At 67.1% G+C, this 20,590-nt stretch carries 17 protein-coding genes; 15 read left to right on the top strand and 2 right to left on the bottom strand.

Features of this window, described 5'->3' with window-relative positions; genetic code table 11:
- The first annotated feature begins 20 nt into the window (after positions 1–20).
- The 12 genes from ACSQ3M_RS03090 to ACSQ3M_RS03035 are packed head-to-tail and all read left to right on the top strand — an operon-like array spanning position 21 to position 13,194.
- Complete coding sequence (locus tag ACSQ3M_RS03090) at positions 21–2,777, top strand: flotillin domain-containing protein (RefSeq protein ID WP_436148595.1); 2,757 nt, start codon at positions 21–23, stop codon at positions 2,775–2,777.
- Between the two features lie 11 nt (positions 2,778–2,788).
- Positions 2,789–3,226, top strand: coding sequence for an SRPBCC family protein (locus tag ACSQ3M_RS03085; protein WP_436148594.1), 438 nt, complete (start codon positions 2,789–2,791; stop codon positions 3,224–3,226).
- 2 nt (positions 3,227–3,228) lie between these two features.
- Positions 3,229–3,681, top strand: coding sequence for an SRPBCC family protein (locus tag ACSQ3M_RS03080; RefSeq protein ID WP_436148593.1), 453 nt, complete (start codon positions 3,229–3,231; stop codon positions 3,679–3,681).
- Position 3,682: 1 nt separating this feature from the next.
- Entirely contained in the window at positions 3,683–4,504 is an 822-nt protein-coding gene (locus tag ACSQ3M_RS03075; protein ID WP_436148592.1) for an FAD binding domain-containing protein, read from the top strand.
- A gap of 11 nt (positions 4,505–4,515) precedes the next feature.
- Positions 4,516–4,998, top strand: a complete 483-nt coding sequence (locus ACSQ3M_RS03070; RefSeq protein ID WP_436148591.1) for a (2Fe-2S)-binding protein — start codon at positions 4,516–4,518, stop codon at positions 4,996–4,998.
- 14 nt (positions 4,999–5,012) lie between these two features.
- Positions 5,013–6,773 carry a xanthine dehydrogenase family protein molybdopterin-binding subunit gene (locus ACSQ3M_RS03065; protein ID WP_436148590.1) on the top strand — a complete coding sequence of 587 codons (1,761 nt, stop codon included), beginning with the start codon at positions 5,013–5,015 and terminating at the stop codon, positions 6,771–6,773.
- 1 nt (position 6,774) lies between these two features.
- A complete protein-coding gene (locus ACSQ3M_RS03060; RefSeq protein WP_436148589.1) occupies positions 6,775–7,818 on the top strand; it encodes a xanthine dehydrogenase family protein molybdopterin-binding subunit in 1,044 nt (347 codons plus the stop codon).
- A 4-nt stretch (positions 7,819–7,822) separates the two neighbouring features.
- Entirely contained in the window at positions 7,823–8,707 is an 885-nt protein-coding gene (locus tag ACSQ3M_RS03055; RefSeq protein ID WP_436148588.1) for an AAA family ATPase, read from the top strand.
- On the top strand, positions 8,704–9,819 hold the full coding sequence (locus ACSQ3M_RS03050) for a vWA domain-containing protein (protein ID WP_436148587.1): 1,116 nt from the start codon (positions 8,704–8,706) through the stop codon (positions 9,817–9,819). Before ACSQ3M_RS03055 ends, ACSQ3M_RS03050 begins: the two co-directional genes overlap by 4 nt.
- Complete coding sequence (locus ACSQ3M_RS03045; RefSeq protein ID WP_436148586.1) at positions 9,816–10,697, top strand: amidohydrolase family protein; 882 nt, start codon at positions 9,816–9,818, stop codon at positions 10,695–10,697. Before ACSQ3M_RS03050 ends, ACSQ3M_RS03045 begins: the two co-directional genes overlap by 4 nt.
- Positions 10,698–10,714: 17 nt before the next feature.
- Complete coding sequence (locus ACSQ3M_RS03040) at positions 10,715–11,563, top strand: N-acyl homoserine lactonase family protein (protein WP_436148585.1); 849 nt, start codon at positions 10,715–10,717, stop codon at positions 11,561–11,563.
- A 14-nt stretch (positions 11,564–11,577) separates the two neighbouring features.
- Positions 11,578–13,194, top strand: a complete 1,617-nt coding sequence (locus ACSQ3M_RS03035) for an isochorismatase family protein (protein WP_436148584.1) — start codon at positions 11,578–11,580, stop codon at positions 13,192–13,194.
- A 99-nt stretch (positions 13,195–13,293) separates the two neighbouring features.
- Here ACSQ3M_RS03035 and ACSQ3M_RS03030 read toward each other — a convergent pair whose 3' ends face one another.
- Positions 13,294–13,950 carry an O-methyltransferase gene (locus ACSQ3M_RS03030; RefSeq protein WP_436148583.1) on the bottom strand — a complete coding sequence of 219 codons (657 nt, stop codon included), beginning with the start codon at positions 13,948–13,950 and terminating at the stop codon, positions 13,294–13,296.
- Positions 13,951–14,045: 95 nt separating this feature from the next.
- Here ACSQ3M_RS03030 and ACSQ3M_RS03025 point away from each other — a divergent pair, with 95 nt between their 5' ends.
- On the top strand, positions 14,046–14,684 hold the full coding sequence (locus ACSQ3M_RS03025) for a TetR family transcriptional regulator (RefSeq protein ID WP_436148582.1): 639 nt from the start codon (positions 14,046–14,048) through the stop codon (positions 14,682–14,684).
- Between the two features lie 218 nt (positions 14,685–14,902).
- Here the strand turns inward: ACSQ3M_RS03025 and ACSQ3M_RS03020 are convergent, their stop codons facing one another.
- A complete protein-coding gene (locus tag ACSQ3M_RS03020; protein WP_436148581.1) occupies positions 14,903–18,628 on the bottom strand; it encodes a vitamin B12-dependent ribonucleotide reductase in 3,726 nt (1,241 codons plus the stop codon).
- Positions 18,629–19,335: 707 nt separating this feature from the next.
- On the opposite strand from ACSQ3M_RS03020, the gene ACSQ3M_RS03015 reads away from it, so the two are divergent.
- Together ACSQ3M_RS03015 and ACSQ3M_RS03010 are read left to right on the top strand one after the other, a co-directional pair.
- A complete protein-coding gene (locus ACSQ3M_RS03015; protein ID WP_436148580.1) occupies positions 19,336–20,031 on the top strand; it encodes an NIPSNAP family protein in 696 nt (231 codons plus the stop codon).
- Between the two features lie 72 nt (positions 20,032–20,103).
- Positions 20,104–20,514: an NADH:ubiquinone oxidoreductase subunit NDUFA12 gene (locus ACSQ3M_RS03010; RefSeq protein ID WP_436148579.1), complete on the top strand. Its 411-nt coding sequence runs from the start codon at positions 20,104–20,106 to the stop codon at positions 20,512–20,514.
- Positions 20,515–20,590 lie beyond the last annotated feature (76 nt).

Genomic DNA, 20,590 nt, shown 5'->3' with positions numbered 1-20,590 from the left:
ACGGGCGGGAGGATGATGACATGACGGGGCAGCTGATCGGATCGCTGATCCTCTGGCTGATCGTGGCGGTGATCATCATCGCCATCGTCGTCTATCTGGTGAACTGGCTCTATCGCCGGTCCTCGAAGGAGGTCTCCTTCGTCCGCACCGGCCTGTTCGGCGAAAAGGTCGTGATCAATGGCGGCGCCTTCGTGCTGCCGATCATCCACGACGTCACGCCGGTCAACATGAACGTGCTGCAGCTCGCGGTGACGCGGGCGAGCAACGACGCGCTCATCACTCGCGACCGGATGCGCGTCGACATCGACGCCGAGTTCTATGTCCGGGTGAAACCGGAGCGGCAGTCGGTCTCGATCGCCGCGGCCACGCTCGGCCGGCGCACCCTGCAGCCGGACCAGCTTCATGCCCTCCTGTCCGGCAAGTTCATCTCCGCTCTCAGGACGGTCGCCTCCGAGATGACGATGGAGGAGATGCACGAGCAGCGCGGCGCCTATGTCCAGCGCGTCAAGGATGCCGCCGCCGAGGCGCTCGACCAGAATGGCCTCCTGCTGGAATCGGTCGCGCTCACCGACCTCGACCAGACCGACCTGCAATATTTCAACCCGTCCAACCGCTTCGACGCCGCCGGTCTGACGCGGATCATCGAAGAGATCGAGGACAAGCGGAAGCTGCGCAACGACATCGAGCAGGACTCGATGATCCGCATCCGCACCCGCAATCTCGAAGCCGAGCGCCAGGCGCTCGACATCGAGCGCGAGAGCGAGACGGCGCGTCTCGACCAGCAGCGCGAGATCGAGATCAAGCGCGCCATGCAGCGCGCCGAGGTCGCCCGCGAGCGCGCCATCCGCGATACCGAGGCCGAGCAGGCGCAGATTTCCTCGCGCGAAGAGATCGAGAAATCGCGCATCGCCAATGAGCGCGGGATCAGCGAAGCGCGCATCGCTTCGGAAAGGGATATCCGCCAGCAGGAGATCGCCCGGACACAGGCGGTCGAGGAGGCCGAAATCGTCGCTCGCGAGCATGTCGAGAAGGCGCGCATCGCCAACGAGCAGACGATCAACGCCGCCCGCATCACCTCCGAGCGCGAGATCAGGCAGCAGGAGATCGAGCGCACCAAGGTGCTGGAAGCCGCGGAGATCGACGCGCGCGAGTCCACCGAGAAGGCCCGCATCCTGCAGGAGGCTTCGGTGAATGGCGAGCGCATCACCCGCGAGCAGGAGGTCCGCAACCGCGAGATCGAGCGCACCCGCACGCTCGACCAGGAAGATATCGCGGCGCGTGAGGCGGTCGAAACCGCCCGCATCGGCCAGGAGGAGCGCGTGCGCGCCCTCCAGATCGCCCGCAACAGAGCACTGGACGAGGCTGAGATCAGCGCGCGTGAAGCGGTCGAGAGGGCAAGGATTGCCCAGGAAGACGCGATCATGGCCGACCGGATCGCACTCGACCAGCGCAAGAGCCTCCTCGAGATCGGGCGCACCGAAGCGATCGACACGGCCGAAATCTCGGCCCGCGAAGCGACTGAAGCCGCCCGCATCGGCCAGGAGAAGGTCGTTGCGGCCGGGCGCATCGCCGCCGAGCTCGCGACCAAGGGGCTCGAGATCAAGCGCAATGCCGAGCTCGACACCGCTGAGCTGAAGCGCCGCGACGCGGTCGAGCGCCAGCGGATTGCGACCGAGCTCGGTCTCGACGAAGAGCGGATCAATTCGAGCAAGACCCGCGAGATGCTGCAGATCGCCCAGAAGGAGGCGATCGAGGTCGCCGAAGAAGAGCGCGCGATCGTGCTCGCCGCCAAGAAGGTCGAGCGCACCGACGCCGACAAGTCGCTGCGCCAGGCCGAGATCACCGCGCGCCAGCAGGTCGAGACCGTCGACATCGCCCGCGAGCAGGCGTTGGAAGCGGTGCGGATCGAGCGTCGCCGTGCGCTGGAGCAACTGGAAATCGCGCGCAATCAGGCGCTGCAGGAAGCGCAGATCGTCTCGAACGAGGAGGTCGAGCGGGCCCGCATCTCCTCCGATCGCGGCCTCGACGAGGCCCGCGTCGGCCGCCAGCGCGAACTGCGCAAGCTCGAGATCGGGCGCGAACGCGAGGTCGAGACGGCCGCCATGGACAAGGCCATCGCCATCTACGCCAAGTCGCTGGAGGAATCGGCGGCGCAGGCCAGTGCGGAGATCGCCCGCGCCAAGGCGGTCGAGGCCGAGGAAAAGGTCAAGACCGTCCGCGAGAGCGAGAGCGCGCAGCGGCGCAAGACCGTGGAGATCCTGCTCGCCGAGAAGGCCGCCGAAGAGTCCCGTATCGCGTCCGAGGCCGAGAAGGTGCGCCGCGCCGTCGATGCCGAGGCGCAGAAGCTGCTCTACGAGGCCGAGAACGTGCTCAGCGATGGCGCCCGCTACGGGCTGTTCCGCCGCCGCCTGCTCGACAAGATCGAGGGCATCGTGCGCGAGAGCGTCAAGCCGTTGGAGAAGATCGAGGGCATCCGCATCCTGCATGTCGACGGGCTCGCCGGAGCGGCCAGCGGCAGCGGTGGCGCGGCACGCTCGCCCACCGACGAGGTCATCGAGTCGGCGCTGCGCTACCGGGTCCAGGCGCCGATGATCGACCAGGTGCTGAAGGAGATCGGCATCGAGGGCGGCAATCTCGCCAAGATGGGCGGGCTGATGCGCGAGGCCTCCGACTTGCAGCGCGTCGCCAAGGAAGCGCAACCGGCCAAGCCGAAGGACGGTGGTGGCGAACCTGCCCCCGAAGGCGGCGGCCGCTCCGGCTCCGGCAAGAAATCGTGAGGCGCTGACCGATGGCCCGCGTCTACGTTTCCAGCGTCATCGCCGCCCCCGCCGCCAAGGTCTGGGCCCGGCTGCGCGATTTCAACGGCCTGCCGAACTGGCACCCCCGCATCGCCGAGAGCCGGATCGAGAACGGCGAGCCCGCCGACAAGGTCGGCTGCATCCGCGCCTTCTCGCTGCGCAGCGGCGACCGGTTGCGCGAGCAGCTCCTCGGTCTCTCCGACTACGACATGTTCTGCACCTATGCGATCCTCGACTCGCCGATGCCGCTGACGAACTACGTCGCGACGCTGCGGCTGACGCCGATTACCGACCAGGAGCGGACCTTCATCGAGTGGTCTGCCGATTTCGACTGCGCGCCGGAGAAGGAGGCCGAGCTGGTCGCAGGCATCGGCACCAATGTCTTCCAGGGCGGCTTCGACGCCCTCAAGCGCGCCTTTGGGGGATAGCCATGCCCCATGTCGTCCGCAGCACGATCATCGATACGCCGGCGGACCGGCTCTGGTCGGTCCTGCGCGACTTCAACGGGCACGACAAGTGGCACCCGATCGTGGCGCGGAGCGAGATCGAACGCGCCTACCCGGCCGACCGCGTCGGTTGCATCAGGCGCTTCGTCCTGCGCGACGGCAGCGAACTGCGCGAGCAGCTGCTGACGCTCTCCGACCTCGAAATGACCTTCAGCTACTGCCTGCTCGATACGCCGATCCCGCTGTTCAACTACGTCGCCCATGTCCGCCTGTTGCCGGTGACCGACGGCAATCGCAGCTTCTGGCATTGGGAAAGCCGCTTCACCACGCCGCCCGGGCGGGAGGCGGAGCTCGCCAGGCTCGTCGGCGACGAGGTCTACACCAACGGCATCGAGGCGGTCCGCCGCCTGCCGCAGATCGTCGGCGAGGAGGTCTGACATGCTCGATCTGAGAACCTGCGCGAGCCTGTCGGAGGCCGCCGGCATCCTCTCCGGCGACCGTCAGGCGCTTCTCATCGGCGGCGGCACATTGGTGATGCGCGAGGTCAATGAGGGCCGGCTGACCGAGGGCACGCTCGTGCGCGTCACCGATCCGGCCTTCCGCCAGATCAGCGCCGGCGGCGCCCGCGTCGAGCTCGGCGCCGGCGTGACCATGGCGATGGTGCTGGCAAGCCGCGACCTTGCTTATCTGCACGCTCCGGCGCGCGGCATCGGCGGGCCGGCGGTGCGGACGATGGCGACGATCGGCGGCAACCTCTTCGCCGCTACGCCCTATGGCGATTTCACCGTGGCGCTGCTGGCGCTCGATGCGCAAATCGTGCTGCAATCCGGCTATGGCTCGGGCCGCGCGGTATCGCTGGAGGATTTCCTGAGCGCACGCGAGCGCGGCGGCCAGGGCCTGGTCACCGCGGTTCAGTTCGCCAGGCCGAAGAACCCGGCCGAGCTCCATTTCCGCAAGATCAGCCGGGTCAAGCCGAAGGGCATCTCGGTGCTCTCGATCGCGGCCTATCTGCCGCTCTCGGGCGGCCGCGTCGCGCAGGCGCGGGTGGCTTATGGCGCGATGGCGCCGACCCCGATCCGCGCTCGCGGCGTCGAGCGCGCGCTCGACGGCAAGCCGCTCGACCAGGCGGCGATCCAGGCCGCAAAGCAGGCGGCGCTCGAAGGCTGCCGGCCGGCGACAGATGCGATCGCGAGCGAGTGGTACCGGCGCGAGATCCTCCCCGTCCATCTCGGCCGGCTGCTCGCCGGCGAGCCGCGCTGAGGAGGCGCGCCATGGCCAAGCTCCCGGTCCAGTTCCGCCTCAATGGCAGCGATCGCGCCACCTTCGTCGATCCGGCGAGCAATCTGCTCGATACGCTTCGGCGTGGGCTCGGCGACTTCGGTCCCAAATATGGCTGCGGCCAGGGCACCTGCGGCGTCTGCACCGTGCTGGTCGACGGCGAACCGCAGCTCGCCTGCCTGACGCTCGCGGTCTCCTGCGAGGGCCGCCAGATCGAGACCACCTCGGGGATGGCTGATGGCCCGGAGCTGCATCCGCTGCAGGCCGCCTTCATGGACCATTTCGCCGCCCAATGCGGCTTCTGCACGCCCGGCATGCTGACCGCCGCGCGGGCGCTGCTGGCGAAGAACCCGCAGCCGAGCCGCGACGAGGTCGTCGAGGCGATCAGCGGCAATATCTGCCGCTGCACCGGTTACGAGCCGATCATCGCCGCCATTCTCGCCGCAGCGGGCGCGCCCGGCGCGCGCCGGGCCTGAAGAAGGAACCCGCCATGCTCGAGATGCGCAAGGACCTGTTCGCCGACGAGCGCGACGACAATCTCAACGTCGTCGGCAAAGCCTTGCAGCGCCAGGACATGCCCGGCCATGTCACGGCGCGCACCCGCTTCTTCGACGACCACGCCTTCGACGGCATGCTGCATCTCAAGGTGGTACGCAGCCCGCATCATCATGCCCGCATCCGCGCGATCGATACCTCGGCCGCCGAGCGCGCGCCCGGCGTCAAGCGCGTGCTGCGCGGCGCCGACGTCCCCGTGAACAAGAACACGCTGCTCAGCCTGATCAATTTCGGCAAGGACGACGAGCCTTCGCTGGCGGTGAGCAAGGTCGCCTACAAGGGCGAGCCGGTCGTGGCGATCCTCGCCGACAGCGAGGCGCAGGCGCAGGCGGCCTGCAAGCTGGTCCGGATCGACTACGACCCGCTGCCGGCGGTGTTCGACGTTGAGGAAACCCTGAAAACCGGCGCGCCGGTGGTCAACGAGACCTATCCCGGCAACTACTTTGAATATCACGAGCGCTTCGACCATCAGAAGCTGCGCTTCGGCGATGTCGAGCGCGGTTTTTCCGGCGCCGACATCGTGATGGAGCATCGCTACCAGATGTCGCCGATCGAGCACGCGCCGACGGAGACCAACGGCTCGATCGCCGCGCCCGAGCAGAACGGCCGCTTCGTCGTGCACTCCTGCGCCCAGGGCCTGTTCTTCGCGCTGGGCACGACCGCCAAGATCGTCAATGTCGAGTCGAACCAGCTGCATTTCATCGGCGGCACGGTCGGCGGCGGCTTTGGCGGCAAGGTCGACACCCTGACCGAACCGCTGGCCGTGCTCGGCGCGATGCTGACCGGAAGGCCGGTGCGTTTCGTCCTCGATCGCGAGGAGGAGATGCTCTACGGCTCGCCGCGCGGCGCCGAGCGCATCTACATCAAGGATGGGCTGATGCGCGACGGGCGGATCATCGCCCGCCATATCCGCAGCTATTTCGACGCCGGCGCCTATACGCGGCTGTCGAGCTATGCGGCGGTCAAGTGCACGGCGCATCTGCCGGGGCCGTACTGGATCCCCAACGTCGCCTCCGACGTCTATGTCGCCTACACCAATCGCTGCCCGTCCACCGCCATGCGCGGCTTCGGCGTCACCGCGGTCGACTTCGCGCTCGAAGTCCAGATGGACCGCCTCGCCGAAGCCGCGAACATGGACCCGATGGAGCTGCGTATCCTCAACGCCTATCGCGATGGCGATATGAAACCGCATCGGCGCGCCGCCAAGAATACGGCGCTGGTCGAATGCGTGCAGGTTGCGGCCGAGAAGGCGAACTGGCCGCTGTCCGAGCAGGCGAAACGGGCGTCCTCGCTGAGCGGCGGTGGCGTCGGCGAGCGCGCGCAGATCCCGGCGACCCAGCTCGACGCCCGCGGCCAGATCGGCCGGCCCGACACGCGCAGCGGGCCGGTGACGCAGGTGTTGCCGGCCGGCACGACCCGGATCGCGCTGAGCAAGCAGCCGGTGATGGAGGGCGCTCGTGATGGGCGCGCCGCGCCGACGCAGGTTCCGCGCTACGAGCCGCCACGGCCAGGCACCCCACCGGCTCCAGCGCCCTATCAGCCGACACCGTCACCCTATCAGCCGGCCAGTTCGCATCCGGCACCACCCGCCTACCAGCCGCCGCCCGCTCCCCCTGCTCCGCCGCCTGTTGCCCCCGCGCCGACGCAGCACGGCGCGGTGCGGTTCTCGTCGGTCTTCGGCACGAGGAGGCGCTGAGATGGCCCGTCACGAAGGCCGCGGCATGGCCTCGGTCAACTATCCGATCGGCATGAATCTCGGCGGCGATCCAAGCCAGGCGCTGATCCATTCCAACCCCGACGGCAAGTTCACCGTCGCGCTCTCGGCGATCGATCTCGGCCAGGGCATGAAGCAGGTCTCGCGCCAGATCGCGGCAGAGACGCTCGGCGTTCCCGTCGAGGACGTCTATGTCGACACCGCCGACAGCGACACCGGCCCGCACGACATGGGCTCCTTCGCCTCGCGCGGCACGCACCGGATGGGCAACGCCATCATCGTCGCCGCCCGCGAGGCCCGCGGCGTGCTGCTCGAAGCCGCAGCCGAGGAGCTCGAGGTCAACGCCGCCGATCTCGTCACCGACGGGCTCGGCAACATCCATGTCCGCGGCGCGCCCTCGCGCAGCATCACGGTCAAGGCGACGGCGCAGGCGGCGCAGTTCAAGCAGGGCAAGACCATAGCCGGGCGCGGCATCTTCCTGATCCCGCTTTCGGCCGTCGATGCCGAGACCGGCGAGATGAACCCGAACACCGCCTTCGCCCATGCCTGCCTCGTCGCCGACGTCAGCGTCGACGACGAGACCGGCGAGGTCGAGGTGCTCCGGATGACCAGCGCCTATGAGCTCGGCCGCGTCATCAATCCGCGCATGGTCGAGCAGCAACTGGTCGGCGGCGCCTGGATGGGCATCAGCCACGCATTGTATGAAACGCCGGAACCGTATTACCCCAGCCCCGAGCACGGCCCGCGCGACTTCAATGAATACCTGATGCCGGGACCGGGCGACATCGCGCCCTATCACGTCACCGTGCTGGAGCGCCCGGCGCCGGACGGGCCGTTCGGCGGCAAAGGCCCGGGCGAGATGTGCGCCAACCCGGTGCTGCCCGCGGTCGCCAATGCCGTCTACAACGCGATCGGCGTGCGGGTCGATGAACTCCCGATCACGCCGGAGAAGATCCTGCGCGGCATCAAGGCCAATGGCGGCGTCAAACCGGGCCCGCGCCGCGGCGGCCCGGTGAACTGGCGGTGACGGCATGGCGCTGAGGACGACCGTCGCCGGCATCTCCAGCCCCGAGGACCTCGCCGAGGCCCTGCAGGCGGCGATGTATCTCGCCGATGACGGCATCGCGACGGCTGGTTACCTCTCGCTCGCGCTCGGCAAGCCGCTGCTGCTCGAAGGCGCGCCCGGCGTCGGCAAGACGGAAGCCGCCAAGGCGCTCGCTGGCATTCTCGGGCGCCAGCTCATCCGCCTGCAATGCTTCGAAGGCATCGATGCGGCCGCCGCACTCTACGAGTGGAACTATCCGCGCCAGATGCTCGCCATCCGCCAGGCCAAGGAAGGCGAACAGCTCGACATCTATCGCGACGACTTCCTGATCGAACGGCCGATGCTGACGACGTTGCGGCGACCGGAATCGACCGTGCTGCTGATCGACGAGATCGACCGCTCCGACCATGAGTTCGAAGCCTTCCTGCTCGAATTCCTTTCGGATTTCTCGATCTCGATCCCCGAGCGCGGCACGCTGCGCGCGGCCGAGCGACCGGTCGTGATCCTGACCTCGAACCGCACGCGCGAACTGCATGAGGCGCTGCGCCGCCGCTGCGTCTATCACTACATTGCCTATCCCGAACCGGAGCGCGAGGCGCAGATCATCATGCTGCGCTCCTCGGCCGTTGCCGAGAGCACGGCCCGTGCCGTCGTCCAGGCCGTCGGGCTGCTGCGGCAGGAGCCGCTGGCCAAGCCGCCGGGCGTCGCCGAGGCGGTCGACTGGGCCGAGGCCGCGACTGCCCTCGCGCAGACCGGCGCAGCTTGGCCGGAGGCCTTCCGTCGCTCGCTCGGCGCCGCGATCAAGGATGAGGAGGACCTCGCGCACTTACGGCCGCGCCTGCCGCTCTTCATCCCCGGGCTGGCGGCATGATCGCGCCACTCCCCGCAGCCGCCCGGCTCTTCGTCGCCTTCCCGGCGTTGCTGCGCGAGCATGGCATCGCGGCCGCGCCCGAGCAGACGACCAGCTTCCTGATGGCGGTCGAATTGCTCGGCCCGCGCAGCATCGAGCATATCCGCAAGGCCGCCATCGCGACGCTCGCGCCCCATCCGGAACAGCGCGAGCGCTTCGATGCGCTGTTCGACATGCATTTCCTCGGCGGCGCCCTCGCCGAGCCTAGCGACGACGACTTCGCGCCGGACGAGGACATCTCGGTCCAAGAGGATACCGGCTCGCGCGAGGTGCTGATCGGCGAGGAAGCCAACGAGACCGGCCAGGTCGCGACCGGCGCTGAGGCTTTGTCGGTACGCTGGCTGAAGACGCTGGACGAAAGCGAAACCTTGCGCCGCTTCGGCCGGGCGCTGCCGGCCGCCCTGCCCCGCCGCCGCGGCTATCGTCATCGAACCGCACGACGCGGACCCGTCGTCGATCTCGCCCGCAGCCTCAAGGATGCGATCCGCCATGATGGCGAGGTGATGAGCCTGAAGCGGCTCCGGCGCGTGACGCGGCCGCGGCCGATCCTGCTGATGATCGACGTTTCCGGCTCGATGAAGCAGCGCAGCGACGCCAATCTCGCGCTCGCGCATACGATCGTGCAGGCGACCCAGCGGGTTGAGGTCTTCACCTTCGGCACGCGATTGACCCGCGTCACGCGGGCGCTGCGGCGCAAGCGGCGCGAGCAGGCGCTGGCGGAGGCTTCCGGGCTCGTTGCCGACTGGGACGGCGGCACGCGCATCGGCGACGCGCTGCAGGCCTTCCTCGCCGTCCCCCGCTTCGCCTCCTACGCGCGCGGCGCCATCGTCATCGTGCTCTCGGATGGTCTCGAACGCGGCGATCCCTCGGCTTTGGTCGGCGCCGTCACTCGGCTCGCGCAGCGCGCCCACCGCATCGACTGGCTGACGCCGCTGGCGGCCGATCCCGGCTATCGGCCCGAAACCGAGGCGCTCAGGCTGATAGCGCCGCGCCTCGCCAGCCTGTCGGATGGCGGCAGCACGGCGCGGATCTGCCGGCACATCCTTTCGCTCGGAGGCACGCTCGCTGCATGATCGATATCGTCGACTCTCATTTTCACATCTGGCGGCAGGCTGACCTGCCCTGGCTGCTCGGGCCGATGCAGCCGCGCATCTTCGGGCCCTACGAGCCGATCCGGCGCGATTACGCGGTCACGGAATATCTCGGCGATTGCCGCCCGACGGGTGTGACTGAAGCCGTCTATGTCCAGGCCAACTGGGCGACCGACCGCTATCTCGACGAGATCGCCTACGTCTCGCAGGCCTCGGAGGAATCCGGCTTCCCGATCGCCATCGTCGCCTATGCCGACATGCTCGCGGCGGATGTCCGTCCGCAGCTCGACCAACTCGCGCGCAACGCCCGAGTGCGCGGCGTGCGCATGCAACTGCACTGGCACGAGAACACGCTCTACCGCTTCGCCAGCGGCCCCGATCTTGCGCGCGATCCGCGGCTGATCGCCAATGTCGGGCGGCTGGCGGAGTATGGCTTCAGCTTCGACCTCCAGGTCTTCGCCGGCCAGATGGCGGGCGCCGCCGAGCTCGCAGCCGCCTGCCCGGGCGTGACCTTCGTGCTCCAGCATGCCGGCATGCTGGAGGACCTTTTGCCGGCGGGCATCGCCGCCTGGCGCGAGGGCATGACGCTGCTCGCAGCCCAGCCCAACATCGTCAGCAAGCTCTCGGGTCTCGGCACCTTCCTGCGCCGCAACGATCCCGAGACCATCGCCTTCATCATCGGCGAGACGCTCAATCTGTTCGGCGCGGAGCGCTGCCTGTTCGGCTCCAATTTCCCGATCGAGAAGCTCTGGACGACTTACGCCGAGCTGATCGATGCGCATCGCGCTGCCGTGCCCGAAACGGCGCAGGCCGCCGTGTTCAACGAGACTGCAAGGCGGGTCTACCGCCTCGGCCAATAATCAAGGGGAGGACGCTCATGGCCCTCGAAATCAAGATTCTCGATTATGGCGATATCGAGCTGGAATCGAGCTTCCTCGTGCTCGGCCGCGATTGCGGCCGCACAAGGCGGGTGCCGACCTACGGCTTCCTGATCCTCGGCGGACCCTGGCCGGTCGTGGTCGATACCGGCTACCGCCACAACCAGATCATGGAGAGCCTCGGCATGCGCGGCCTCCAGTTCCACGAGAACATGATCGAGAACCAGCTCGCCAGGCACGGCGTGCGGATGGGCGATGTGCGCTATGTCATGCACACCCATCTCCATATCGACCATGCTGGCAAGGACGAGCTCTTTCCGATGAACACCACGGTGCTCGTCAACCGGCGCGAGCTCGAATACTCGGTCTCCGGGCTGATGCACCCGCAATATCCGGCACCCGACATCAAGCACCTGATCGACCGGCTGCACACGCGCGACGCGCTGCGCTTCGAGGATCTCGAACTCTCCGGGATGATCGAGCTCTTTCCCGGCTGCTATCTCGAAGCCGCCGGCGCCCACACCGAGGGCTCGATGAACGTCCATGTCGACACCAACGAGGGCCGCGCCATCATCTGCGGCGACGTGATCTACGACTTCAACGACCAGATCGTCACGCCCTTCCACGAGCTCCACGCCAACGAACCGCGCACCACCGGCAATCACGGGGTCTCCAAGCGCGAGGAGAAGGCGGCGATCAAGAAGTTGCTCTCGGCCGGTGCGTTCCTGCTGCCTGTGCACGACAAGCCGGCCAAGATCGCCCATGGCCAGGTCGTCGGCCGCATGGACATGGCAGTGCCCGGCCCGGTGGTGCAGTCGCTGCCGGCGCGCAACTGGTTCGCGGCCTGACGGGGGCCGGCAGCATGACCACGCATCTGCCCGTCCAGCCCGGCTTCGCCGACCTGATCGACCTCTGGGCGCCGGTGCGCCAGCTCGGCACCGGTTTCGAGTTCAGCGAGGGCCCGATCTGGCATCCGGGCGAGCAGCACCTGCTGTTCTCGGACATGCCGGGCGATGTGCGTCGCCGCTGGGACAAGGACGGCGTGCGTGAGGTCAGGCGGCCGGCGAACAAATGCAACGGCATGACCTATGATGCCACGCTGAACCTGATCGTCTGCGAGCACGCGACCTCGGCGCTGGTGCGCGAGCGGGAGGACGGGCAGCGCGAAGTCATCGCCTCGCATTTCGAAGGCATGGAGCTCAACAGCCCCAACGACGTCGTCGTGAAGTCGGACGGGGCGATCTATTTCTCCGATCCCTGGTATGGCCGCATGCCGGTCTTCGGCGTCGAGCGCCCGCGCCAGCTCGGTTTCCAGGGGGTCTACCGCATTCCGCCCGAAGGCGGAGCGCCGCAGCTCCTGGTCGACCGCTATCTCTTCGACCAGCCGAACGGGCTCTGCTTCTGCCCGAGCGAGGACCGGCTCTTCGTCAACGACACCGTCCAGCACAATATCCGCGTCTTCGACGTCAAACCGGATGGCCAGCTCGGCTCCGGCCGGATCTTCGCCTCGGGCATCGTCGGGACCGAGCCCGGCGTCCCGGACGGGATGAAATGCGATGCGCAGGGCAATATCTGGGTCACGGGCCCAGGTGGCGTCTGGGTCTATTCGATCAAGGGCGAGCTGATTGGCAAGCTGCGTGTGCCGGAGCTCGTAGGCAATCTCACCTGGGGCGGGCCGGACTGGCGCACGCTCTTCCTCACCGCGAGCCATTCGCTTTACGCGGTCGAGACCAAGGTCGGGCCGCGCCGCGAGCCCTACATGAAGGCTGCCGCCCAGCAGCCCGGCCGCAGCGCCGCGGCGGAGCGGCCGCTCGCTGACGCCAGCCCCGCTGCCTCCGTCTCGGCGAACGGCACGAAGAAGGCCGCCGCCGGCTACGGGCTCGATCCGTCGCGCTGCGCCCTGATCATCCAGGACATGCAGAACGACGTCGTCATGGAGGGCGGCGCCTTTGCCAGCTCGGGCTCGCCGGAGCATTGCCGCCAGCAGAACGCGATCGCCAATGGCGCGCGTTTGGCACAGGCGGCGCGAGCGCGCGGCATTCCGGTGATCCATGTCTGGTTCATTGTCGAGGCCGGCACGCCCGGCGTCACCATGAACGCGCCCTTGTTCGAAGGCCTGGCCGATGCCAAGGCGCTGGTACGCGGCACCTGGGGCGCAGCGCCCGTGTCGGGCCTCGAGGCGCAAGGCGGCGACCATGTCGTCGAGAAGCAGCGCATGAGCGCCTGGGAAGGCACGCGGCTGGAGACCGTGCTCAAGGCGCTCGGCCGCGACATCGTCATCGTCACCGGCGCCTGGACCAACATGTCGATCGAGCACACCGCCCGCACCGGCGCCGACAAGGGCTATTTCATGGTGGTGCCGGAGGATGCCTGCTCGACGATGAATGCCGAATGGCACACCGCCTCGGTCAACTACGCGCTGCAGAATGTCGGCGTCGTGACGGATGTCGACGCCGTCATCGCCGCAACCGGTGCGTGAGGGCTCGGCGCTCGCACTACCGACAGTGCGGAACTCGGGCCGCGTGATGGCACGCTTGGCATGGTCTCCGGGCCGATTGGTCAAGACCTGCCCCGCGCCTCAGCCGAGGCACATGGACAATTCGACGTCGTCGGCGAAGGGGACGGACAGGTAACCACTGCCGGGTGCACGCACCTGCTGCAGGTATTCCGGGCAGTCATCGGCGTTGTCCGCGACGACGAACGAACCGGAACGGAGGCTGCCCTTCACCAGGCCGAGGATGTCGGGATAAAGCGACTTGGCGCCATCGAGCAGCAGCAGATCGACCGTTTCAGGAAGATCGGCACCGAGCGTCTTCAGCGCATCGCCCTCCCGGATTTCGACCAGGTCGGCGAGGCCCCCGGCATTCAGATGCTCGCGCGCTCGTGCCACCTTGGCGGGCTCGAACTCGGAGGTGATCAACCGCCCCCCGCCATTGTCGCGCAAGGCAGCAGCAAGATGCAGGGTCGAGATGCCGAAGGAGGTGCCGAACTCGACGATCGTCCGGGCGCGGCTGCTGCGTGCCAGCATGTAGAGCAGCACGCCCGTCTCCCGCGAAACGGGAAGCCAGAGATCCTTCAGGCGACCATAGAGGTCGAGATATTCGGTCTTGCTGCGCATGAGGCGTTCGCGCTCCTCATGCGAGAAGCCCACCAGCGCAGGGCTGGAGGCCGCGTTCGCCTGCTCGAACAGGTGGTCCAGGAGGGGCGCAAGCGGCGCTGCTGTCAGGGTCGTCATGGGGTCTGCTCCGATCGGAAGTTGGCGGGTCTTGTCTCGGCGCAGAAAATACGAATAATTCGTCGCGTTTCCTATTCGCATTGGCGGAGCGCAATATGGCCGATCGGCCAACCTCCCGGATTTCCTCACGAAAAGCGCCGAAGCAGGCCCGCTCGGCGGAGCTGGTGTCGGCCATCCTTGAGGCCGCTGTTCAGGTTCTGGCAAAGGAGGGCGCGCAGCGTTTCACCACGGCGCGAGTGGCCGAAAAGGCCGGCGTCAGCGTCGGCTCGCTGTATCAGTATTTCCCGAACAAGGCGGCCATCCTGTTCCGGCTGCAGAGCGACGAGTGGCGGCAGACCAACGCGATGCTGGCCGGCATCCTCGGCGATGCAACCAAACCACCGCTCGCCCGCCTGCGAACGCTGGTCCACGCCTTCATCCAGTCCGAATGCGACGAGGCCGCGGTGCGTATCGCACTCAACGATGCGGCGCCTCTATACCGCGACACTCCCGAGGCGCGGGAGGCACGCGCGGCCGGCAGCCGGCTTTTCGAGACGTTTATGGTGGCGGCGCTGCCAGCCGCTTCGACCGGTGAACGCGCCCTGGCTAAAAATCTCATCACCATGACGCTGAGCGCCGTCGGCAAGGAGTTCTCGGCAACTGCGCGGACCGATGCCGAAATCCAGGCCTATGCCGACGCCCTCGCCGACATGTTTTGCGCCCATCTGCGCCATTTGGAGCAAGACGGCAGATGACGCCGGCTGGTGCGAGCCAAAACCTCGCAAAGCTGAAGGGTTCTAGAAGGCCCATAAACGGGGGTCACTGCCTAGATGTCTACTAGTTGCTCCACATGCGAGCCGGCACGTCCTGGTTCCCGTTGACGTCGACCCTGAAGCGCTCACGCCAAGAAAAAGCGCCCGGTCTAAGCCGGGCGCCCTCTCGCGATTGCAGAACTTTCAGCTGAAATCCAACCTCACGAACACCCAGTCGTCGAGCCGCAGGTGTTGCACTTCAAGCAGGTGCCGTTCCGCACCAGCGTGAAGTTGCCGCACTCGCCGCACGAGTCGCCGACATAGCCCTTCATGATCGCCTCGGCCCGGCGCTCGGAGGCGCTTGGCTGGGCGGCGGGGGCGGCAAAGCCGAGCTTGCTCATCTCAGCCTCGCCATAGGCCTCCGGCTCCTCCTTCAGCGCGGTCGCGCCGAGGGTCGAGATACCGGTCAGGCTGGCGCCGCCGCGGGCGACCGCGTCGTTGGCCGCAGCGCCGCCCTGGATGGCGAGCAGGTTGATCGGCTTGCCGCGGCGGAAGCCCGAGGAGGCCAGCGGGGTCGAGGTGATCGGCCCGGCCGCATCCGGCGCCCTGCCCTGCTCGACGCCGCCGCCCATCACGTCATGGCCGATCTCAGAGGGATCGACATGGGCGAGGTCGTGCCGGCCGAGATAGGAGATCGCGAGCTCGCGGAAAACGTAGTCGAGGATCGAGGTCGCGTTCTTGATCGACTGGTTGCCCTGCACGAAGCCCGAGGGCTCGAAGCGGGTGAAGGTGAAGGCCTCGACATACTCCTCCAGCGGCACGCCGTATTGCAGGCCGAGCGAGACCGCGATGGCGAAGTTGTTCATCATCGCCCGGAAGGCCGCGCCCTCCTTGTGCATGTCGATGAAGATCTCGCCGAGGCGCCCGTCGGAATACTCGCCGGTGTGGACATAGACCTTGTGGCCGCCGACCACCGCTTTCTGGATGTAGCCGGTGCGGCGCGAGGGCATCTTCTCGCGGTCGCGCACCCGCTCGACCCGCTCGACGATGCGCTCGACGATCTTCTCGGCGATCTGCGTGGCGCGCGCCGCCAGCGGCTGCTGGTAGAGCGCCTCGGTCGCGTCGTCGGCGTCGTCGTCCTCGTCGGCGATCAGGGCCGAGTTCAGCGGCTGCGACAGCTTCGAGCCGTCGCGGTAGAGCGCGTTCGCCTTCAGCGCCAGCTTCCAGGAGAGCAGATAGGCGCTTTTGCAATCCTCGACGGTGGCGTCGTTCGGCATGTTGATGGTCTTGGAGATCGCGCCCGAGATGAAGGGCTGCGCCGCCGCCATCATGCGGATATGGCTCTCGACCGAGAGATAGCGCTTGCCGATGCGACCGCAGGGATTGGCGCAATCGAAGACGTTGTAGTGCTCCTTCTTCAGGTGCGGCGCGCCTTCCAGCGTCATCGCCCCGCAGACATGGACGTTGGCGGCCTCGATCTCGGCTTTGCTGAAGCCGAGGAAGGGCAGGAGCTCGAAGGTCACGTCGGCGAGCTTCTCGGCCGGTACGTTCAGCGTACCGGTGAGGAAGTCCTCGCCCAGCGTCCACTTGTTGAAGACGAACTTGATGTCGAAGGCGCTCTTCAGCCCCTTCTCGATCGCCTCGATCTTCTCGTCGCTGAAGCCCTTGGCCCGGAGCGAGCCCGGGTTGACGGCGGGCGCCTGCTTCATCGAGCCATGGCCGACGGCATAGGCCTCGATCTCGGCGATGTCCGCCTCGCGATAGCCGAGCGCACGCAGCGCGTCCGGAACCGCACCATTGATGATCTTGAAATAGCCGCCGCCGGCGAGCTTCTTGAACTTCACCAGCGCGAAATCGGGCTCGATGCCGGTGGTGTCGCAGTCCATGACCAGGCCGATCGTGCCGGTCGGCGCGATCACGGTCGACTGGGCGTTGCGGTAGCCGTGCTTCTCGCCCAGCGCCAGCGCCTCGTCCCAGCTCGCCTTCGCCCGCTCCGACAGTGTCGCCGAGGAACCGCCGAGGCGCTCCAGCGTGGCATGGTCGAGCGGCACCGGCGTGACCTGCAGGTCCTCATAGCCGGCAGCCTGGCCATGGGCCGCGACGCGGTGGTTGCGGATGACGCGCAGCATGTGCCGGGCGTTCTTCTTGTAGCCGGGGAACGGTCCGAGCTCGCCCGCCATCTCGGCCGAGGTCGCATAGGCGACGCCGGTCATGATCGCGGTCAGGCCACCGGCGAGCGCCCTGCCCTCGTCGGAGTCGTAGCCGAGGCCCATGGTCATCAGCAGGCCGCCGATATTGGCGTAGCCGAGGCCGAGCGTGCGGTACTCATAGGAGAGCTCGGCGATTTCCTTCGAGGGGAACTGCGCCATCGTCACCGAGATCTCGAGCACGATGGTCCAGAGCCGGCAGAGATGCTCGTAACCGGCGACGTCGAAGGCCTTCGCCTCGCGGTCGTAGAACTGCAGCAGGTTGGCCGAGGCCAGGTTGCAGGCGGTGTCGTCGAGGAACATGTACTCCGAGCACGGATTCGAGGCGCGGATGCGTCCAGAGGCCGGGCTGGTGTGCCAGTCGTTCATCGTGGTGTTGAAATGCAGGCCGGGATCGGCCGAGGCCCAGGCGGCGTAGCCGATCTTCTCCCAGAGGTCGCGCGCCTTCAGGGTCTTGGTGACCTTGCCGGTGGTGCGGCCGATGAGGTTCCAGTCGCCATCGTTCTCGACAGCGCGCAGGAAGTCGTCGGTCAGCGAGACCGAGTTGTTCGAGTTCTGGCCAGAGACGGTGAGGTAGGCTTCTGAATCCCAGTCGGTGTCGTAGGTGTCGAACTGGATATCGGTGTAGCCCTGCTTGGCGAACTGGATGACGCGCTTGATGTAGTTGTCAGGCACCATCGCCTTGCGGGCGAGCTTGATCTCGCGCTTCAGCGCCGGGTTCTTCTCGGGATCGAAACAGGCGTCGTCGGCAGCCTCGCAGTTCACGCAGGCCTTCATCACCGCCTTCATCGCCTTCTGGACGATCTTGGAGCCGGCGACGAGGGCCGCGACCTTCTGCTCCTCCTTCACCTTCCAGTCGATATAGGTCTCGATGTCCGGGTGATCGACGTCGACCACGACCATCTTGGCGGCGCGGCGGGTGGTGCCGCCCGACTTGATCGCGCCGGCGGCGCGGTCGCCGATCTTGAGAAACGACATCAGGCCGGAGGAGCGACCGCCGCCGGCGAGCTTCTCGCCCTCGCCGCGCAGCATCGAGAAGTTCGAGCCGGTGCCGGAGCCATACTTAAAGAGGCGCGCCTCACGGACCCACAGATCCATGATGCCGCCCTCGTTGACGAGGTCGTCCTGCACGCCCTGGATGAAGCATGCATGCGGCTGCGGGTGCTCGTAGCTCGACTTCGACTTGACGAGCTTGCCGGTCTTGAAGTCGACGTAGAAATGGCCCTGGCTCGGCCCGTCGATGCCATAGGCCCAATGCAGGCCGGTGTTGAACCATTGCGGCGAGTTCGGCGCGACCATCTGGCGGGCCAGCATGAAGCGCAATTCGTCATGGAAGGCGTGCGCATCCTCTTCCGAGGAGAAATAGCCGCCCTTCCAGCCCCAATAGGTCCAGCAGCCGGCGAGCCGGTCGAAGACCTGCTTGGACGAGATCTCGGAGCCGTAGCGCTCAGCCTCAGGCAGCTTCGCCAGCGCGGCCTCGTCGGGAACCGAACGCCAGAGGAAGGAGGGAACGTCGTTCTCCTCGACGCGTCTCATGGCGGCGGGAACGCCGGCCTTGCGGAAGTACTTCTGCGCGAGCACGTCGCTGGCGACCTGCGACCAGGCTTCTGGCACCTCGATGCCCTCGAGCCGGAAGACGATCGAACCATCCGGGTTACGGATCTCGCTCACCGTCGAGCGGAAGGGGATCGCCGCATAGGGCGACTGGCCGGCGGTGGTATGGCGGCGCTCGATGCGCATAAGCTTCGTCCCCAATGCTTGCCGCGGACGCACCCTGGCGCCCCGCGCGGCCGGTTGCTCACCGGCTCCTGATGTCAATCCAACTCGGTTTGATGCCCCTGGATCCCGCGGCGGTGTCACCCCGCCGTCGAGCGTCCGGTTGCGACCAGGCGAAGCACGCACGTCGCCGTTCGTCGTCGCCATAGCTGGCGCGCCGCGGTGATCGCCCTGACCCGTCTGGGAACTCGTTTCGCGGGCCGAAAAAGGCGTCTCCGCCAGCCGTCACGCGACTGTCAAAATTTAGTCCCGAATGGGCTGCGACGTCAAGGACTAGTGCACGGTGACAGGTGTGGATACGACATCTTGTAGGAAGATGTGGATCATGGGGATAAGTTTCAAGGCACTGGCTAAGCCCAAGGAATCGCATGCGGAATCGCCGCGCCGTTGCCAGCTTGCAACGATCCTTGTCGCTGTGAAATCCCTAAAATCCACCGGACCATGGTTAACCGAGCCCTAATCGGGCTAGCGCGACCTACCAGCGAAAGCGCTCTCTGCAGCAGCGACCACAAGTGCTTGAATCCGCGCGATGCTTGGCTGGCTGACGCGATTTCGGAACCGGCCACGGCGCGTCTCGAATCATGACCGAATCGTGGCGAGGCTCCACATGACGCTGCTGACGGAATTGGTCCGCCCCGCGGCCTACCTGCAAGGACCACGGGAGAGCCACCATGACCGACACCGTCTTCGAACTGCGCCGCTACACCTTGAAGCCTGGCGCGCGCGAGGCCCTGATCGACGTCTTCGACACTCATCTCGTCGAGACGCAGGAGGCGGTTGGGATGAATGTCGTCTGCCAGTTCCGCGATCCCGCTGCGCCCGACCAGTTCGTCTGGTTCCGCGGCTTTGCCGATCAGGAGGCGCGGACCCGCTCCCTCCCCGCCTTCTATGACGGCTCGGTCTGGGCCGAGCATGGCCCCGCCGCAAACGAGACCATGCTGGAATGGCACGACGTGCTGATGCTGAAGCCGGCAACGCCTGGCTCCGGCTTGGATACATCCAGCCTCGAACGGCTGCCGCCGGGCACGGCCGACCTCGATGACGGGCGCAATTACATCGTCGCCATCCATCATCTCGCGCCGGAGGCAGCCGACGTTGAGGCCACGGTTGCGGCGAAGGCGATCGCCGATGCGGTAGGCTCAACTGGCGGCGCAGTGATCGCCAGCCTGATCAGTGATCGCAGCGAGAACGACTTCAAGCAGCTACCCGTGCGCGAGGGCGAATGCGTCGCCGTCACGCTCGCCCGGCCTGCGGTAGCGCAGGCAATACCGGCGCTCGAGGCCGCCTTGCGCGCGGTTCCAATCGGCAGCAGCCGCGTTCCCGATATCGCCCGCCTCGTCCCGACCGCCCGCTCGCTGCTGCGCTGAGCCGCACTGGACATCGCGCACCCGCATCTTCATAAGTCGCGCGACGGCCCCGACCTGCGCGGACGCGAAGCGATGAACCAGACCCTGCTCCAGATCTTCACCTGGTGGAACGGCCAGACCATGGGCACGCGCTTCCACACCTGGCGCTTCGGCGAGAAGGTCGGCGAGGACGAGTTCGGCAACATCTATTACCGCACCAAGGGCGGCAAGAAGGACAAGGCGCTCGGCATCCAGCGCCGCTGGGTCGTCTATAACGGCCCCGCCGAGGCCTCGATGATCCCGCCCGGCTGGAACGGCTGGCTGCACCACACCGTCGACGTCGCCCCGTCCGAGGAAAAATACGTCGCCCGCGAATGGGAGCAGTCGCACCAGCCGAACCATACTGGCACGGCGCTGGCCTATCGGCCGAAGGGCTCGACGCTCGGCGACAACGAGACCCCGGCGGCGACCGGCGACTACCAGGCCTGGACGCCGGGGCGCTGAACGATTCGCGCCTGTCACGAACGGGCGCGCTTCCCATCATTTGATGAGGCTATGGCATTTCGGGCGGTAGGCCGCA

The sequence above is a fragment of the Allobosea sp. LjRoot90 genome (assembly GCF_964254315.1).
GTDB lineage: Bacteria > Pseudomonadota > Alphaproteobacteria > Rhizobiales > Beijerinckiaceae > Allobosea.
This window is presented reverse-complemented; position numbering and strand designations above follow the sequence as displayed.

Excerpts from the sequence above, each read along its gene's own strand:
- ACSQ3M_RS03090 (WP_436148595.1), top strand. The coding sequence starts at position 21 with ATGACGGGGCAGCTGATCGGATCGCTGATCCTCTGGCTGATCGTGGCG.
- ACSQ3M_RS03085 (WP_436148594.1), top strand. The coding sequence starts at position 2,789 with ATGGCCCGCGTCTACGTTTCCAGCGTCATCGCCGCCCCCGCCGCCAAG.
- ACSQ3M_RS03080 (WP_436148593.1), top strand. The coding sequence starts at position 3,229 with ATGCCCCATGTCGTCCGCAGCACGATCATCGATACGCCGGCGGACCGG.
- ACSQ3M_RS03075 (WP_436148592.1), top strand. The coding sequence starts at position 3,683 with ATGCTCGATCTGAGAACCTGCGCGAGCCTGTCGGAGGCCGCCGGCATC.
- ACSQ3M_RS03070 (WP_436148591.1), top strand. The coding sequence starts at position 4,516 with ATGGCCAAGCTCCCGGTCCAGTTCCGCCTCAATGGCAGCGATCGCGCC.
- ACSQ3M_RS03065 (WP_436148590.1), top strand. The coding sequence starts at position 5,013 with ATGCTCGAGATGCGCAAGGACCTGTTCGCCGACGAGCGCGACGACAAT.
- ACSQ3M_RS03060 (WP_436148589.1), top strand. The coding sequence starts at position 6,775 with ATGGCCCGTCACGAAGGCCGCGGCATGGCCTCGGTCAACTATCCGATC.
- ACSQ3M_RS03055 (WP_436148588.1), top strand. The coding sequence starts at position 7,823 with ATGGCGCTGAGGACGACCGTCGCCGGCATCTCCAGCCCCGAGGACCTC.
- ACSQ3M_RS03050 (WP_436148587.1), top strand. The coding sequence starts at position 8,704 with ATGATCGCGCCACTCCCCGCAGCCGCCCGGCTCTTCGTCGCCTTCCCG.
- ACSQ3M_RS03045 (WP_436148586.1), top strand. The coding sequence starts at position 9,816 with ATGATCGATATCGTCGACTCTCATTTTCACATCTGGCGGCAGGCTGAC.
- ACSQ3M_RS03040 (WP_436148585.1), top strand. The coding sequence starts at position 10,715 with ATGGCCCTCGAAATCAAGATTCTCGATTATGGCGATATCGAGCTGGAA.
- ACSQ3M_RS03035 (WP_436148584.1), top strand. The coding sequence starts at position 11,578 with ATGACCACGCATCTGCCCGTCCAGCCCGGCTTCGCCGACCTGATCGAC.
- ACSQ3M_RS03030 (WP_436148583.1), bottom strand. The coding sequence starts at position 13,950 with ATGACGACCCTGACAGCAGCGCCGCTTGCGCCCCTCCTGGACCACCTG.
- ACSQ3M_RS03025 (WP_436148582.1), top strand. The coding sequence starts at position 14,046 with ATGGCCGATCGGCCAACCTCCCGGATTTCCTCACGAAAAGCGCCGAAG.
- ACSQ3M_RS03020 (WP_436148581.1), bottom strand. The coding sequence starts at position 18,628 with ATGCGCATCGAGCGCCGCCATACCACCGCCGGCCAGTCGCCCTATGCG.
- ACSQ3M_RS03015 (WP_436148580.1), top strand. The coding sequence starts at position 19,336 with ATGACCGACACCGTCTTCGAACTGCGCCGCTACACCTTGAAGCCTGGC.
- ACSQ3M_RS03010 (WP_436148579.1), top strand. The coding sequence starts at position 20,104 with ATGAACCAGACCCTGCTCCAGATCTTCACCTGGTGGAACGGCCAGACC.